This is a genomic window from Caloramator proteoclasticus DSM 10124 (assembly GCF_900129265.1).
Lineage (GTDB): Bacteria > Bacillota > Clostridia > Clostridiales > Caloramatoraceae > Thermobrachium > Thermobrachium proteoclasticum.
This window is the reverse complement of record NZ_FQVG01000029.1, coordinates 17,752-34,091: the sequence shown is the minus strand read 5'-3', so window position 1 is coordinate 34,091 and position 16,340 is coordinate 17,752. Positions and strand designations below refer to the sequence as shown.

The 16,340-nt window shown below is 28.7% G+C and carries 23 protein-coding genes; 22 read left to right on the top strand and 1 reads right to left on the bottom strand.

Translation table 11 applies throughout. The features are described 5' to 3' along the window. Window positions 1-158 (bottom strand): transposase (locus BUB63_RS13375; protein ID WP_200790191.1); only part of this gene is annotated, 158 nt, incomplete at its 3' end. A 286-nt stretch (window positions 159-444) separates the two neighbouring features. On the opposite strand from BUB63_RS13375, the gene sigK reads away from it, so the two are divergent. The 22 genes from sigK (at window position 445) to spoIIIAE (ending at window position 16,340) form a co-directional block, all read left to right on the top strand. Beyond that, a complete protein-coding gene (gene sigK, locus BUB63_RS07905) occupies window positions 445-1,131 on the top strand; it encodes an RNA polymerase sporulation sigma factor SigK (RefSeq protein WP_027308302.1) in 687 nt (228 codons plus the stop codon). A gap of 146 nt (window positions 1,132-1,277) precedes the next feature. Beyond that, window positions 1,278-1,775: a YqeG family HAD IIIA-type phosphatase gene (locus tag BUB63_RS07900; protein WP_027308301.1), complete on the top strand. Its 498-nt coding sequence runs from the start codon at window positions 1,278-1,280 to the stop codon at window positions 1,773-1,775. Window positions 1,776-1,841: 66 nt separating this feature from the next. Beyond that, on the top strand, window positions 1,842-3,515 hold the full coding sequence (locus tag BUB63_RS07895) for a GspE/PulE family protein (protein WP_051350608.1): 1,674 nt from the start codon (window positions 1,842-1,844) through the stop codon (window positions 3,513-3,515). Between the two features lie 22 nt (window positions 3,516-3,537). After that, window positions 3,538-4,596 (top strand): type IV pilus twitching motility protein PilT, encoded by a 1,059-nt coding sequence (locus tag BUB63_RS07890; RefSeq protein ID WP_027308299.1) that lies wholly within the window; start codon window positions 3,538-3,540, stop codon window positions 4,594-4,596. Window positions 4,597-4,618: 22 nt separating this feature from the next. Continuing rightward, on the top strand, window positions 4,619-5,806 hold the full coding sequence (locus tag BUB63_RS07885) for a type II secretion system F family protein (protein ID WP_073248937.1): 1,188 nt from the start codon (window positions 4,619-4,621) through the stop codon (window positions 5,804-5,806). 62 nt (window positions 5,807-5,868) lie between these two features. Beyond that, window positions 5,869-6,252, top strand: a complete 384-nt coding sequence (locus BUB63_RS14005; RefSeq protein ID WP_051350607.1) for a prepilin-type N-terminal cleavage/methylation domain-containing protein — start codon at window positions 5,869-5,871, stop codon at window positions 6,250-6,252. Window positions 6,253-6,276: 24 nt separating this feature from the next. Continuing rightward, window positions 6,277-7,035: a prepilin peptidase gene (locus BUB63_RS07875; protein ID WP_027308297.1), complete on the top strand. Its 759-nt coding sequence runs from the start codon at window positions 6,277-6,279 to the stop codon at window positions 7,033-7,035. 12 nt (window positions 7,036-7,047) lie between these two features. Beyond that, complete coding sequence (locus tag BUB63_RS07870) at window positions 7,048-7,518, top strand: prepilin-type N-terminal cleavage/methylation domain-containing protein (protein ID WP_073248935.1); 471 nt, start codon at window positions 7,048-7,050, stop codon at window positions 7,516-7,518. 5 nt (window positions 7,519-7,523) lie between these two features. Then, window positions 7,524-7,922, top strand: a complete 399-nt coding sequence (locus BUB63_RS07865; protein WP_159431461.1) for a type II secretion system protein — start codon at window positions 7,524-7,526, stop codon at window positions 7,920-7,922. Between the two features lie 11 nt (window positions 7,923-7,933). After that, the gene (locus BUB63_RS07860; protein WP_027308294.1) at window positions 7,934-8,362 is read left to right on the top strand and encodes a PilW family protein; all 429 of its coding nucleotides are present in this window, start codon (window positions 7,934-7,936) and stop codon (window positions 8,360-8,362) included. Then, the gene (locus BUB63_RS07855; protein WP_073248933.1) at window positions 8,352-8,708 is read left to right on the top strand and encodes a hypothetical protein; all 357 of its coding nucleotides are present in this window, start codon (window positions 8,352-8,354) and stop codon (window positions 8,706-8,708) included. Before BUB63_RS07860 ends, BUB63_RS07855 begins: the two co-directional genes overlap by 11 nt. A 105-nt stretch (window positions 8,709-8,813) precedes the next feature. Then, on the top strand, window positions 8,814-9,302 hold the full coding sequence (locus BUB63_RS07850; RefSeq protein WP_073248931.1) for a shikimate kinase: 489 nt from the start codon (window positions 8,814-8,816) through the stop codon (window positions 9,300-9,302). A 21-nt stretch (window positions 9,303-9,323) separates the two neighbouring features. Then, the gene (locus tag BUB63_RS07845) at window positions 9,324-10,211 is read left to right on the top strand and encodes a TIM barrel protein (protein ID WP_073248929.1); all 888 of its coding nucleotides are present in this window, start codon (window positions 9,324-9,326) and stop codon (window positions 10,209-10,211) included. Between the two features lie 42 nt (window positions 10,212-10,253). Next, entirely contained in the window at window positions 10,254-10,697 is a 444-nt protein-coding gene (aroQ, locus tag BUB63_RS07840; RefSeq protein ID WP_027308290.1) for a type II 3-dehydroquinate dehydratase, read from the top strand. Next, window positions 10,690-11,760 (top strand): M24 family metallopeptidase, encoded by a 1,071-nt coding sequence (locus BUB63_RS07835; protein ID WP_027308289.1) that lies wholly within the window; start codon window positions 10,690-10,692, stop codon window positions 11,758-11,760. Before aroQ ends, BUB63_RS07835 begins: the two co-directional genes overlap by 8 nt. Window positions 11,761-11,809: 49 nt before the next feature. Next, window positions 11,810-12,367, top strand: a complete 558-nt coding sequence (efp, locus tag BUB63_RS07830; RefSeq protein WP_027308288.1) for an elongation factor P — start codon at window positions 11,810-11,812, stop codon at window positions 12,365-12,367. A 64-nt stretch (window positions 12,368-12,431) separates the two neighbouring features. Next, entirely contained in the window at window positions 12,432-12,887 is a 456-nt protein-coding gene (locus BUB63_RS07825) for a CD1247 N-terminal domain-containing protein (protein WP_027308287.1), read from the top strand. Between the two features lie 186 nt (window positions 12,888-13,073). Next, window positions 13,074-14,033 (top strand): stage III sporulation protein AA, encoded by a 960-nt coding sequence (gene spoIIIAA / locus BUB63_RS07820; RefSeq protein ID WP_027308286.1) that lies wholly within the window; start codon window positions 13,074-13,076, stop codon window positions 14,031-14,033. 14 nt (window positions 14,034-14,047) lie between these two features. Further along, complete coding sequence (gene spoIIIAB / locus BUB63_RS07815) at window positions 14,048-14,566, top strand: stage III sporulation protein SpoIIIAB (RefSeq protein ID WP_073248927.1); 519 nt, start codon at window positions 14,048-14,050, stop codon at window positions 14,564-14,566. Between the two features lie 14 nt (window positions 14,567-14,580). Continuing rightward, window positions 14,581-14,781 carry a SpoIIIAC/SpoIIIAD family protein gene (locus BUB63_RS07810; protein ID WP_027308284.1) on the top strand — a complete coding sequence of 67 codons (201 nt, stop codon included), beginning with the start codon at window positions 14,581-14,583 and terminating at the stop codon, window positions 14,779-14,781. 11 nt (window positions 14,782-14,792) lie between these two features. Beyond that, window positions 14,793-15,179: a stage III sporulation protein AD gene (spoIIIAD, locus tag BUB63_RS07805; protein ID WP_027308283.1), complete on the top strand. Its 387-nt coding sequence runs from the start codon at window positions 14,793-14,795 to the stop codon at window positions 15,177-15,179. 9 nt (window positions 15,180-15,188) lie between these two features. Next, on the top strand, window positions 15,189-16,340 hold the full coding sequence (spoIIIAE, locus tag BUB63_RS07800) for a stage III sporulation protein AE (protein ID WP_073248925.1): 1,152 nt from the start codon (window positions 15,189-15,191) through the stop codon (window positions 16,338-16,340).

The window sequence follows — 16,340 nt, the reverse complement described above, 5'->3', positions numbered from 1 at the left end:
TTTGTTTTAAATAAACTTTTTATTACATTTTCGAAGCCAATTTTATGAGTAAATTCTTTAAGCAATAACAATCCTGTATCAGAAGATAAGTCACCACCATCAAAATTTAATCGTATTTTACTATTGCTTTCTAAACAAATATCATATAAACTAAACATTGAGAACCCTCCCTTTGTTTGGTATTTGTTTAGCAACTATATTATAACAAATTTGGGCCCTCTTTTTCATGTTTTTATTTCACTTTTTAAGTGAAATGCAGTTTAGTAAAAAATTAAGTTAATATGGGCTATAGAACTCTTTTAAATAAATTCCATGAATAATTCAGGATTATGTATTTATGATTTGAAAAATTTATGATATAATAAAATTACACATAAGATTACTATGAACAAAACCCTCCTGAGCTGCATATAATGTACATAGGCCTATCAGGGGGGTGTTTTATTGATAATAGAAACTATATGTAGCTTTTTAGATGGACTATTTCTACTTGCAGGCTATATAACAAATGGGACTTCATTTCCAAAACCCCTCACCGAAGAGGAAGAAAAGAGATTGTTTAATGAATATAAAAATGGTAATCAACAGGCAAAGGCAGAACTTATTACAAGAAATTTAAGATTAGTAGCTCACATAATTAAAAAATTTGGACCTATAGGTAAGGATTCTGATGATTTAATTTCTATAGGTACTGTTGGATTAATTAAAGCTATTGAAAGCTTTGATTATGATAAGGGAAACAGACTTGCGACTTATGCTGCAAGATGCATTGAAAACGAGATACTAATGTATATGCGTTCTGTAAAAAAGGTGAAAACAGAGGTATATCTACAGGATCCTATTGGTGTAGATAAAGAGGGAAATGAAATATGCTTAATGGATGTTTTAGGTACTGAAAGCGATAAAATATTGGATGAAGTAGAAAGTAAAATTTCTATTAGAAAACTCTATAGGATTATAGATAAGGTTCTAGAAGAAAAGGAAAAAATAATAATAAAGCTCCGCTATGGATTATGTGGAGAACCAAAGACACAGATGGAAATTGCACAGATGTTAGGTATATCAAGGAGTTACGTATCAAGGATTGAAAAAAGAGCACTTAAAAAATTGGCTAAGGAAATGCAAAGATAAAATCTATATAGTGTATTGTTCTATGGTGCCGAGAATTTTAGTTCAAGGCACCTTATTTTTAAAATATCAAAATATTAGTAATTTTATTTAGACATTAGACTGATATTTTGATAAAATATAGAAAAATATAGATAAAGGTGGTAAGTATGAATAATTTATTAAAGCCTGATTATTATTTTAAAAGTATTTATGATATAGATTTAAAGTGGCTAAATAAACAAAATATAAAAAATGTAATTTTAGATATAGATAATACATTGGTTTGTTGGGGTGCTAAACAAATTGATGATAAAGGAAGAACATTTATTGAGGAACTTTTAAAAGAGGGATTTAGAGTATGCCTACTTTCAAATAGTTCAGCAAAACGAGTTAAAAACTTTATTAGTAATGATAAGATTTTATACTATACAGGATTTGGTATAAAACCAATGAAGAAAAAATTCTTAGGTGCAATTAAGCTTTTTGATAACAATATAGAAGAAACTTGCATTATTGGGGATCAAATATTTACTGATATATTGGGAGGTAATAGAGTTGGTATAAAAACTATTCTTGTTGATCCTATAGATTCGAGGGAGTTTATAACGACAAAATTTTTTAGAAGATTAGAAAAGAAGATAAAAGTAGATTTAAGATACAGCTAATATTAGGAGTTTAAATAATAAAATTCCTGTGCATAATTTTATTAGCCTAATTTAGGAGGAGATATATTGAGTAGCACAGGAATTTTATTTAATATAGAAACTAAAATCATAAAAGATAAAAGTAAACTTGATGTGTTAAAAGAATATAAACAAATGAATAGTTGTTCTACAGAGGATGCTCTTTTAGATTTAGGTTTTGTTTTAGAAGAGCAATTGTTAGATGACTTAAAATATAATTTAGGATTGGAAGTAGTGGATTTAGATAAAATTTCAATTAATCAAAAGGCAATTGATTTGGTTTCATCTGAATTAATATTTGAAAATTCTATATTACCCTTTGATGAAGATGGAGATATCATAAAGGTTGCTACATATAAATACATTGATTCAAGTATTATTGAAAAAATAAAACAGGTATCGGGACGAAGAGTTAAATTGTATTTAAGTAGAAGAAGCGATATTAAAATTAATATAGAAAAGCATTATAAGAGTAAAAAAATACTTTATTTAGCAGATAAAGTAGAAGAGAGTATAAGTAAATTAAATACTAATTTATATACCCAGCAGTTAAAGATTAATAATTCACCCGCTATAAATTTGATTGATGATATTTTACATATGGCCGTTAATATTAATGCAAGTGACATACATATAGAACCTATGATAAATAGTTTAAAAATTAGGTTTAGAATTGATGGTGAACTTATTGAAATGTATAGTTTATCAAAAAATATAACTCAATGTGTTATAGGTAGAATAAAGGTTTTAGCAAATATGGATATATCAGAAAAGAGGTTGCCACAGGATGGTAGAATAGTTGTTAATATGGATTCAAAGTTAATAGACTTCAGAGTAAGTTCTATTCCGACAATTCACGGTGAAAAAATTGTTATTAGAGTATTAAAAAAGAATAATATCAATTTAAGTAGATTAGAGTTAGGCTTTAATAAAGCAGAAGAAGATATCATAAGAAGATTGATAATACAAAATAGTGGATTGATTTTAATATGTGGTCCTACAGGTAGTGGTAAGACAACAACCTTATATTCAATTTTAAATGATTTAAATGGTAAGAATAAAAATATTATTACTATAGAGGATCCTGTTGAATATATGATAGATGGAATTAATCAAATAAACATAAATCCTAAAATAGGATTGGATTTTTCAAGCTGTCTTAAGGCTGTCTTAAGGCAAGACCCAGATATTATAATGGTAGGTGAAATTAGAGATTTAGATACAGCAAGAATAGCACTAAGAGCGGCAATTACAGGACACTTAGTTTTAAGTACAATTCATACCAATGATGTAGCATCTGCTATTTTAAGGCTTGTTGATATGGGGGTAGAAACATATTTAATTTCTTGTGCTGTAAAGGGTATTATCTCACAAAGATTAGTTAGAAAAATCTGTCCATACTGTAGGGTTGCTTATTATGCAACAGAATATGAAAAGAAAATATTAGAATTAGATGATAAAGAGGATATTTTGTTAAGTAGAGGAGTTGGTTGTAAGGAATGTAATGGCAGTGGATATATGGGTAGAATAGGCGTATTTGAGGTAATAGAAATTGATAAAGAGATTAGAAATATGATAATTAAAAATCATAATATTGACATATTAAGGGATTTGTGTATTAATAAAGGTATGAAAACTTTGAAAAATTCCTGTAGAGAAATGGTTATATCTAAAATAACAACTATAGATGAAATGGTAAAAATCATTTCTAATATTGATTAGGGGATACAAAGGGAGGATAGATATGCTAAGATTTCAAGAATTGTTAGAGAAAGTTGTAGAAATAGGAGCGTCAGATTTACACATCACAGTTGGAATCCCTCCAACGGCGAGAGTAAATGGTTCTTTAGTTCAAATAACTGATGAAAAATTAACAACAGAAATGGCAGAACATTATGTTAAGGAAGTTTTAAGTGAAGAGCAATATAAAAAGTATTTAGAAGTTGGGGAATTGGATTTTTCTTATTCAATTCAAGGTATTGGCAGATTTAGAGTAAATGCTTTTAGACAAAGAGGTAGTGATGCAATGGCATTAAGGGCAGTTGCAGCCCAGGTACCGACACTTGAAAAACTTAATATGCCTTCAGTTCTTAAAGAACTTACAAATAAAACAAGAGGACTTATATTAGTAACAGGCCCTACAGGAAGTGGTAAGTCAACAACGCTTGCAGCAATGATTAATGAAATAAATCAAAACAGAAGTTGCCATATCATTACTCTTGAAGATCCTATTGAATATCTTCACAAGCATAAAAAAAGTATAGTTAACCAAAGGGAAATTGGACACGACTCAAAGTCCTATGCTAACGCACTTCGTGCAGCATTAAGAGAGGACCCAGATGTAATATTAGTTGGTGAGATGAGAGATTTAGAGACAATTTCAATTGCTATAACAGCGGCTGAAACAGGTCACTTAGTTTTATCAACTTTACATACAATTGGTGCCTCAAAAACTGTTGACAGAATAGTGGATGTTTTTCCACCTTATCAACAACAACAGATAAAGGTTCAACTTTCTGCTGTTTTAGAGGGAGTGATATCCCAGCAACTAATAAAAAGAGCAGATGGAAATGGACGTGTTTGTGCTATGGAGATAATGGTTGCGACTCCAGCTATAAGAAATCTAATAAGAGAAGGAAAAACTCATCAAATAGATTCAGCAGTTCAAACAGGTGCAAAGTATGGAATGAAAACAATGGATATGTCTCTTGTAGAACTTTACAAAAAAGGTTTAATAACTTATGAAGATGCACTTAATTATTCAGTTGATAGAGATATTGTTATGAGGCTTTTAAATCTATAGTTTTTGGCTGTGGGGTGTTTGTATGCCAAAATACTTTAATAGAGAAAAAATAATAAAGGATAAATTATTAAGTAGATTAATACAAACTGAAGGTATTGAGGTAACAGACACTGTTCTTAAAAGGAGCAGTGTCTCTCCTATTTTTAAAAGAAAAAAGATAGATATAAAATTTGAAAGAAAACTGAATAGTAAGGATTTTTATTTTATATGCAAGCAATTACATATTTCAAGTCAATCGGGTTTAGATATTTTAAGAACTATTGAGCTTTTGATTGAACAATCAGAAGGAAGGCTAAGAAATGTTTTTGAAGATGTTTATAGCAATGTACAGACTGGATTGCCTTTATCTAAAGCCTTTGAAGATACTAAAAAATTCCCATATTTTTTTATTAATATGATAAGGGTTGGTGAATTAAGTGGCAATTTAGAGGAAATCTTTAGTATGCTTTCAGATTACTACTATAAACAATACTCGTTAAGTAATAAGATTAAACAGGCAACCGCGTATCCAAAGTTAGTATTTGTATTGACAATAACCATTATGATGGCTCTATTTAATAAAATTATACCTATGTTTTCAGATATATTATATCAATTTAATAAACAAGAAGTTCCCTTACCTACTCAAATTGTTATTAAAACATCATATTTTATAAGAGAATACCAAATAGCTATTTTAAGTTTTTTGATATTATTATTCTTAATTTTAAAAATTAATAAAAGAATAGATTCAGCAAACAAGGCAAAGGAGTATATATCTATTAATTTACCTATTATTAAGAAAATAAATGTATTAAATACATCTGTTCAATTCACAGCTATTTTAGCAATGCTAACAAATGGTGGAATTCCAATTGGTAGGTCAATAGAAATATTAACAAATGTAGTTGAAAATAGATTTATAAAAGAGAAGTTTAAAAGGGTAGCTTTAGGGGTTCAAATGGGAGTTAGCCTAAGTGAGTCGCTATCACAGGTTGAATTTTTTCCTAAAATGCTTATAAATATATTAAGAACATCAGAGGAAACGGGTACATTAGATAAAACCTTAAAAAATATGTCTGAGTATTACTATCTTGAACTTGATGAGTATATTAAGAGGGTTATGGTTTTTGTAGAACCTACACTAATAATATTAGTTGCAGTACTGATAGGATTTATAGTTATGGCTTTGATGTTACCAATATTTAAGATTTATAGAAGCATAATTTAAAGTTTAAACCATAAAAACCTGTCAATAATTATTATTGAAATTATTGACAGGGAGGTATCTATATGAAAAAAAAGAAGGGTTTTACACTAATTGAGCTTATTGCAGCAATAGCCATAATTGGTATTTTGGCAGCAACCTTAATACCAGAAGTAACAAGCTATACTGTAAATGCAAAAAATACTAAACTTAGGTCTGAGGCAAGGATGCTTTTAAATGCAATTGAACTTTATAATGCCTCTGTTCAGGGAACGACTAATGGAGAATTAAATGCAAACACACAAATATCAGATTTATCAATTGATGCAAACAATCCTAATGCGACTGGACTTAAAAATTTGATTGATAAACTTACAGAAAAAAACAGTGAGTTATTAAATTATACTATCAATGAATTAAAAGCCCTTGTAGAAGAAGGTACTTTAAAACCAGTAGCAAATCAAAATTAATAAATCTAATCTGGAGGGGAGTTTATGGAAACTACATATTTTATTTTTTCTATAATTTTTGGACTGATTATAGGTAGTTTTTTAAATGTATGCATATATAGAATTCCAAGGGAGGAATCAATAGCATATCCACCATCCCACTGTACAAATTGTGGATATAAATTAAGGTGGTATGATTTAATTCCAGTAATTAGCTATGTCATTTTAAAAGGGAGATGTAGAAGTTGCAGGCAAAGGATTTCAATTATTTATCCAATTATTGAAATTATGACAGCTATTTTGTTTGGAGTACTCTATATAAAGTTTGGAATTAGTATTGCCTTTTTTAAATATGCAGTATTGTTTTGTTTTTTAATAGTTATTGGTACAATTGATTATTTAACTCAAGATGTATATTTTAATACAACATTAATGGGAATATTGTTTGGTATTTTTTTTGTTATTTTAGAAAAGTATTATTTAAATATTCCAATAAAAAGCAGCATATTAGGAGGTTTACTTGGAGCTTTATTTATAGGAGCAATAGTGTTTTTAACAAAGGCTATGGGTGAAGGCGATATTGAAATTTGTCTGCTATGTGGAATCTATTTAGGCTTTATAAATACATTTTTAATGCTCCTTTTATCCTTTATAATTGGAGGGGTTGTAGGCCTACTACTTATACTTTTTAAGATAAAGGGAAGAAAGGATTATATACCATTTGGACCTTTTATTTCGTTAGCCACAATTATAGTTGTTTTATTTGGTGATGTGATAATTAACTGGTATATATCACTCTTTTAAAGAAGGGATATTTTGAATAAAAGAGGTTATACACTAATTGAAATAATATGTACTATAGCTATTATAATAATTTCCTTAAGTGTGATTAATTTGGATTTAAATTTGTTTAAGAAGGATATATTAGATAGTACTATTGAGACTATAATTACTGATATGCAGGAGGCAAAAATGCTGGCAATAAACAGCAGAATAAATGAGGTTAAGGTGTTTTTTACATTAGATGAATATCAACACGATTTTAATGGCTATGAAATATACATTGGAGGACAAAATGGAAAGGTATTAAAGAAAAGAAGACTAAATAAGGATTATATAATTAGTAGGGTTAAAAGCACTATTCCTGAAAACGGAATAGTTATTTTTAAACCAGATGGTAATATATCTCCTCACGCCTGTACTATATCAGTTTATGATAAAAATACTAATAAATTTAGAAATATTACATTAACGATAGGATACACAAGGATTATGGAGGTTAAGTGATAAGTTTGAAAAAAAAGGGTTTTACTCTAATAGAAGTTGTATGTGTATTAATGTCAATTGCTATTTTAATCCCAGTTATAGCAGAAATAAATATGAGCAATATAATTTTATATAGTAAAAATAGAGATAACAATAATATGTATTTAATTGCGATGTCCCTTTGTGAGATGTATAAAAAGAGTAATACTTATTATGATGATTTAAAATGCAATATATATTTAAATTCTTCTTATGAACTTTTAGATACAATTGACCAAAATATATTTAGTTTAAACAAGGATAATAGTGAAAGATTTATTGTTATTCTTCAGTTTAAATATCTTGATACTAATCTTTATCAATTAAGTGTTGAGGTTAAGGATAGGGTAAATGGAGATTCTTTAAAATTATCAAGTTATAAATAGGTGATTTATTGATGAAGAAAAAAGGATTTACATTAATTGAATCTATTGTAGCTCTTTTTATATTTTTAATTATAGTGTTTATTTCATTGGATTTTTATAGCTTTACTATTGGTATAAACAAAAAGGTAGGTAAAGATAACTCAGATATAATAAATGCTACTATTGCATTAGATTTTATTTCTGATAAAATAAGGACTGACAAAATACAGCTAATAAATTCGATGAATAAAAATAGATTGGAGATTTTTAAGACATCCGATGGAGGTATTTTATATATAAAAAATGGAATTTTAAGATTTAATGTAGATTCGCAACAAATAGTGCCTCAAATAGATTATGTTTTGGTTGAGAAAAAGTCAGAAAAATTATATAAGATAACTATAACAACAAGTTTAAATAATAAGTACACTTGCTTTATAGGTGAAGCATATGAAAAGTAGAGGTAGTGTAGCAACATATTATATACTTATTGCATTCTTGCTTATTACATTAGTATTTATGACTACATCGATTTTGATGAGTTCTAATATAATTCAAAATAGTACACTTTTATCAGAACAAGCCTACAACAATGCTGAAGCGGGGTTGGTTTATGTTTATAGGAATATAATTAAAGGGGAAGGAGAAATAGCAAAAGATAGAACAGTGGTATTAAATTTTGATAATAATAACAGTGTTGAGGTGGTTTTTAAAAATAAAAAATATGAGAAAAAGTATTCTATATCTGTAAAAGGTAGATGTGGTACATACATAAAATCCATTTATAAAGAAATAAGTTATAAATAATCTTAAGTTAATTTTATTAAAACATTAAGTTTATATATTGATTTTTATTTCAATATTTATAGATTTACTCAAGATAAATTAATTATATAATAAAGGTGATGCTTTATGAATATTGTATTGATAGGTATGCCAGGATGTGGTAAAACAACATTGGGTAATATTTTGGCACAAAGGTTAGGCATACCTTTTTTTGATTCAGATAAAGTTTTAATTGATACTTATGGAGAAAGCATAGAGGAGATGTTCCATAAAGGAGAAGCTTATTTTAGGCAAAAGGAAACAAAAATAATTGAAATACTATCAAAAAAGGACAGATGTGTCATATCAACTGGAGGAGGAGTAGTTTTAAATTATAATAATATATTAAATCTTAAAAAGAATGGTGTAATTATATTTATAAATAGAAATATAGAAGATATAAGTAATACATTGAGTTTGGAGGGTAGACCGATTATAAAAGACAAAAATAAACTGTATGAACTTTATGAGCAAAGAATAAATCTATATAAAAATTATTGTGATTATGAAGTTGAAAATTATAATTTAGAAGAAACAATTGATAAAATATTAGAAATATGCAAAACATATATTTAAAGCATTTAAAGGGAGGATAATATGACAGCAAAATTTGGACCATCTGGTAACTCAAAAGGTTTTTATGATGAAGGGTATAAATCTTCAGTAGATATGCCAAAATGGTTAAAGGAAAAGGGACTTGATGCTTATGAGTATTCCTTTGGACGAGGAATCAACATAGGTTTTGAAACAGCAGAAAAGATTGGTAATGCTGCCTTTGAAAACAATATACTTCTTTCTATACATAGTCCGTACTATATAAACTTTGGGAGTTCTGATGTTGAAATGCAGGATAAATCCCAAGAATATTTAAGAAAAACCTTAATACTTGCTGATAAAATGAGGGCTGATCGTGTAGTTTTGCATCCTGGTTCAGTAGGTAAAATCTTAAGAAAACAGGCCTTTGAAAATTTAGTTGTAGCCATTAAAAAATCATTAACAATGCTGAAGGAGCTAAACCTATACGGTAAAATTTTTATATGCCCTGAAACTATGGGAAAGAAAAATCAATTAGGTACATTAGATGAAATTTTAGAGATATGCCAGATAGATGAGACATTAATTCCTACAATAGATTTTGGACATATTCATGCATTAGGCAGAGGTGCTATAAATTCAATTGAAGATTACGAATTTATTTTCAACAGAATTGAAAATGCATTAGGTAGATATAGGTTAGATAATCTACACTGCCATTTTAGTAGAATAGAGTTTACAGATGCAGGAGAAAAAAAGCATTGGACATTTAATGATACACAATATGGACCAGAATTTGAACCATTAGCAGAACTTCTTGTAAAAAGAAAAATATCACCAAGAATTATATGTGAATCAAGAGAAAATATGGCTGAAGATTCACTTAAGATGAAAAAAATATATATAGAATATCTTACTAAATTAAACTATAGTTTGCAATCTGAGCAATAATCTGCTAAAATACTATTGTTATTGTATGTTAAGGGTGATATTATGAAGGTATTGGTTGTAAATGGTCCTAATTTAAATTTATTAGGTGTTAGAGAAAAAGAAATATATGGTAATTTAAGTTATGAAGAGCTGTGTTCTTATATAAAGAAAAATGCAGAGGAATTAAATATACAAGTTGAAATCTATCAGAGTAATATAGAAGGTGAGTTGATTAACTTTATACATAATAATTATAAAGATGCTGATGGATTAATAATAAACTTAGGTGCATATACCCACTATAGCTATGCTTTATATGATTGTATTAGGTCAATAAATAAGCCAACAATAGAAGTACATCTTACCAATATATATGCAAGAGATGAATTTAGACACAAATCCGTTACTGCACCAGCCTGTATTGGTGTAATAACTGGCTTAGGAGAAGTAGGTTATAAAATTGCCTTAATGGCAATAAAAGATATAGGGGGTAACAAAAATGAGTGAAAAGAGATTACAAAAATTTTTAAGCAAGTTTAATGAATTAAATATTGATGCAGCTTTAGTTTATAAGGATGAAAATAGAAATTATCTAAGTGGTTTTACTGGAGATGATAGTTTCTTATTTATTACAAAGGAAAAGGCATATTTTATAACAGATTCAAGATATACTGAACAGGCACAAAATGAAGTAGCTGGTTTTGAAGTTTTAGAATATAAGCCACCAATTTATGATTTTATAAAAATGCTATCAGATAAACACAATATAAAGAGATTAGGTGTAGAAGAAGACAGAATGTCATTTGCCGATTATATTACATATAAGGAAAAACTTGAAGGAGTAGAAATAGTAAAACTTGAACAAACTATAGAAAAGATAAGAATGATTAAAGATGAAGAAGAAATAAAATTAATAGAAACAGCAGCAAGTATAGCAGATAAAGCATTTGAACACATCTTAAATTATATAAGACCTGGTGTTTCTGAAATTGAGGTTGCGTTGGAATTAGAATTTTTTATGAAAAGAATGGGAGCTTCAGCTTTATCATTTCCAACTATAGTAGCATCAGGTAATAGGTCATCATTGCCTCACGGTACAGCTTCAGAAAAAATAATAAATGAAGGAGAATTTGTAACTCTTGATTTTGGATGTGTATATAAAGGTTATTGTTCAGATATGACAAGAACAATTGTTGTTGGTAAAGCAAATGAAAAGCAAAAAGAAATATATAATACAGTATTAGAGGCAAATGAAGCTGCACTTAAGGCTGTAAAGCCTGGAATAAGTTGTTTTGACCTTGACAAAATTGCAAGAGACATTATAGTAGAAAGAGGATATGGTGAAAGATTTGGTCATGGATTAGGACATGGAGTTGGAAGAGAAGTTCACGAATTACCATATGTTAATTTTAGAAGTAAGTTTAATTTAGAAACAGGTATGGTTATAACAGATGAACCAGGTATATATATACCTGGCTTTGGAGGAGTAAGAATTGAGGAATTAGTTCTTGTTACTGAAGATGGATATAGAGTTCTTTCAAAATCACCAAAGCATCTTATTGAACTGTAGTTTATAATTAAAAATTAACTATAAATTTACTATGGAGGGATTATATACAATGATTACAGCAGGAGATTTCAAAAAAGGTTCAACTTTTGAGATGGATGGACAAGTTTATACTGTTATTGAATTTATGCACGTAAAGCCAGGAAAGGGTGCTGCTTTTGTTAGAACAAAACTTAAGAATGTTGTTACTGGAGCAGTTATAGAAAAATCCTTCAGCCCAACAGAAAAGTTCCCAGAAGCAGTAATTGAAAGAAAGGAAATGCAATACCTATACAATGATGGTACTCTATATTATTTTATGGATACTCAAACTTATGACCAAGTACCACTTAACTACGAAAAGGTTGAAGATGCAATTAAGTATCTAAAGGAAAATATGAATGCAATAATCAAGTTCTATAAGGGTGAAGCGTTCTCAGTAGAACCACCAACATTCGTTGAACTTGAAGTTGTTGAAACAGAGCCAGGAGTTAGAGGAGATACTGCAACTAATGCTATGAAGCCTGCAACAGTTGAAACTGGTGCAACATTTATGGTACCTCTATTTATAAACCAAGGTGATATAATTAGAATAGATACAAGAACTGGTGAATATATGTCAAGAGTATAATGCATACTAATAATAGAACAGTGGCTTCGGCCACTGTTAATTAATATATGAAGGAGGAAAAATTATGCAAAATATTAAGGAAAGGGTTGCATATCTAAAGGGATTATCAGATGGTCTGGGAATAACTCACGAAACAAAGGAAGGCAGGCTACTTATTGCTATTATTGATGTTTTAGATGATATAGCAGAATCAATTGAAATGCTTGAGGAAAATCAAAATGAATTAGACGAATATGTAGATGCAATCGATCAAGATTTGGCTGATGTTGAGGACGAAATATTCGAAGACTATGATGATGACGATTATGATGAAGATTTTGAAGATTATGATGATTTTGATGAAAATGGTTTTGTGGAAGTAGAATGTCCTAATTGCCACGAAAAGGTTTATTTAGATAAAGATATGTTTGAAGATGATGATGAAGATGGAGAAATAGTTTGTCCAAACTGTGATAAGCCAATATATTTTGTTGAACACTGCCATTGTGATTCAGAAGAATGTAATTGCGATAAAGAATGAAAAACTTATAAAACATATGTATTCATTTTAGCTCTATGATGGAATGCTTTAAAATCCATCATAGAGCTTTTTTTATTATTAGTTTAATTTTTTTGCATATTTTAATGAGGGAAAGACTCCCTCATTTTTTTGTAATAAATAACTTTAATTAAAAATATAATTTGTATTAAGAAAGGGGGAGGGTAGATGAATACATATGAAAAGGAAAAAGTTATACAAACGTTTAAAAAGGATATATTTCCAATACTAACAGAAAGAATTAGGGAACCAATAATTAAAATGAAGAATTTTGGTTTTTATGAAATTGAGGAAATAAGGCTTAGAGCAAATAAACCTCTAATGTTATATAAAAATAATCAAGGTTTTTTTTTAGATGAAAAGGGTGAAATAAAAAGTGAAAATGGTCTTATAGTTACTAAAGATGATATAGAAAAAACATATTTATTAATGTGTGATTATTCGCTTTATACAATGGAGGAGGATATAAAACAGGGTTTTTTAACATTAAAAGGTGGACATCGTGTTGGTATTGCTGGGAAAGTTGTAAGTGAAGGTGGAAAAATCAAGACAATAAAAAATATATCCTGCCTAAATATAAGAATTGCAAAGGAAGTTAAGGGCTGTGCACTAAATTTAGCAAAATCTATATATAAAGATGGTATAAAACATACTCTTATTGTTTCGCCACCTGGATGCGGAAAAACAACAATCCTTAGGGATTTAGTAAGACTATTGAGCAATGGTATAAAGGAAATTGAGTTATCAGGGAAAAAGGTTACTGTTGTTGATGAAAGAAGTGAAATTGCATCCTGCTATTTAGGAGTACCACAAAATGATGTGGGTATTAGGACTGATGTATTGGATGGATGCCCAAAGGTTGATGGTTTAATGATGGCAGTAAGAACAATGTCTCCAGATGTTATTGCAGTTGATGAAATAGGAAGTATAAAGGATGCAGAAGCAATTATGGATGCAATAAATACAGGAGTTAAGGTAATATCTACAGTACACGGCAAAGATTTGGATGATGTATTAAAACGAAGAGGAATAAAATTATTGTTTGAAAATGAATGTATAGATGTTGTTGTTTTTTTAAGTAATAGAAATGGGCCAGGTACTATAGAAAATATTATAAAAATAAACTAAAGGGGGATGATAATATGCTTAAGATTTTAGGTGGTTTAATGGTTATTTTATCTACTTCAGCTATGGGATATCTATATTCCTTCGGCTATAAGGAAAGGGTTCGTCAGATTAGAGAACTTCAGTTTTGCATAAATAGTTTATCAAGTGAAATACTGTATTCCTCTAATCCCTTGTGGGTGGCACTTAATAATGTTTCAAAAAACTGTTCTTCACCTTTTAAGGAGCTTTTTAGTAAGACGTCCAACTATTTAAAGGAAAAAAAATTAGAATCAATAGGGGAATGTTTCAATTTAGCTTTTAGTGAATGTAAACAGAATTTATATTTAGAGAAGGAAGATGTAGAAATATTAAATACATTTATACAGGGGCTTGGGAGCAGTGACTTTGAGGGCCATAAGAAAAACTTTAATATTGTTTTAAAAAAGCTTGAAGGGATTGAAAAGGAGGCAGAAGTAACAAAAGAAAAAAATGAAAAACTCTATAAATACTTAGGTGTTTTAGGAGGACTCTTGATTGTTATTATTTTAGTGTAAGGAGGAATTAGGGTATGCAGCTTGATTTAATTGAAATTTTAAAAATAGCTGTATTTGGTATTATATTAGCTATCTTAGATAAGGTATTAGAAAGTGTAGATAAAAAAGAAATTTCAACTTTAGTTTCAATAATTGGTTTAATAATGATTTTAATTATGACAGTTTCTTATATGTCAAATCTATTCAAGAGTTTAGTTGCGATGTTTCATTTATAGAGGGTGATTAGATGGAGATTGTTCAAATTGTTCTTATGGCTTTAATATTGGCTGTAATACTTACTCTATTGAGCAAGGAAAAAAAGGAAATTGCTATACAGGTAAGTATATTATTTGGAATAGTAATTTTCTTTATGATGCTAACTAAATTTACTGTTGTAATTCAAGCTATGCAGGAAATTGCATTAAAGGCAAATATTGATTATACATACGTTAACATTGTATTCAAAATAATAGCTATTTCTTATATTGCCTCCTTTGGTATTGAAATATGCAAAGATATTGGACAATCCTCGTTGGCATCAAAAATTGAATTTGCGGGGAAAATATTAATTTTAGTTATGGCAATACCAATTATAATGGCAGTAATGGAGATGGTGCTAAAATTATTACCGTAGGTGATGAAAATGAAATATAAATACATATTAATTTTTTTAATTATATATATGTGTATACCTATTAAACCTTTGGCTTTAGGTAAAAGTATAGATAGTCCTAATGTTGATCTTCAACAGTTAGAAGAGACAGCAAAAATAATACAGCAGAGAAGTGATTATATACCTAATTTTAGTTTTAGTGAACTTGTAGAAGAATATAAAAATACGCACTCATTAAAAGGCGTAATTAAAAATCTTTTAGATGGTTCAAAAAAGTATATTTTTAAAGAGATTCTGGCAAATTCAAGACTGATGATTGAACTTCTTTTTTTAGGTGTGTTTTGTGCTCTTTTGAAGAATTTACAATCCTCTTTTTCAAGTACATCAGTATCTAATATAGCTTTTTATGCCTGCTATTTACTTATAGTTGTAATAATAATTAAGTCTTTTACGTTAATTGTTGCTTTAAGTAGAGATACGATAGAGCAGATGATAAATTTTGTTAATTCCCTTATGCCATCTTTAATGATATTAGTTGCATCAGTTGGTGGTTTTGCTACTGCAACAATGCTTGACCCAGCGATTATGTTCATAAGTAAACTATTTAGCGATATAATTAAAGATTTTATATTACCTTTAACCTTTTTAATTGTTGTTTTGAATATAGTAAACAATTTAAGTGATGATATAAAAATATCAAAGTTAATAAGGTTGCTTGAACAGACTACTCTTTGGGTATTAGGATTTATTATGACAATTTTTGTTGCCTTTATAACTATTAGAAGTAGCACATCTGCATCAATTGATCAAGTAACATTAAAGACAACTAAATTTATGGTAGATAGCTTTATACCAATAGTAGGTAAATCCTTATCTGATGCAGTAACCACAGTAGCAGGTTACTCAATGATTTTAAAGGATGCAATAAGTGTTGTTGGTCTCGTTGTTATGTTGAGTATATGTATTTTTCCACTTATAAAACTTATAATACTGGCTTTTATTTTTAAATTTGTTGGTGCTATTATGGAGCCTATTGTAGATGGAAAGATAGTTGATTGTTTATCATCGGTTGGTGGTGCAATAACCATTTTGTTTTCAAGCATTTTATCCGTTGCGATTATGTTTTTTATAATTATAACTATAATCGCTTCAACAGGTAGACTTTTAATTACGGTAGGGTGA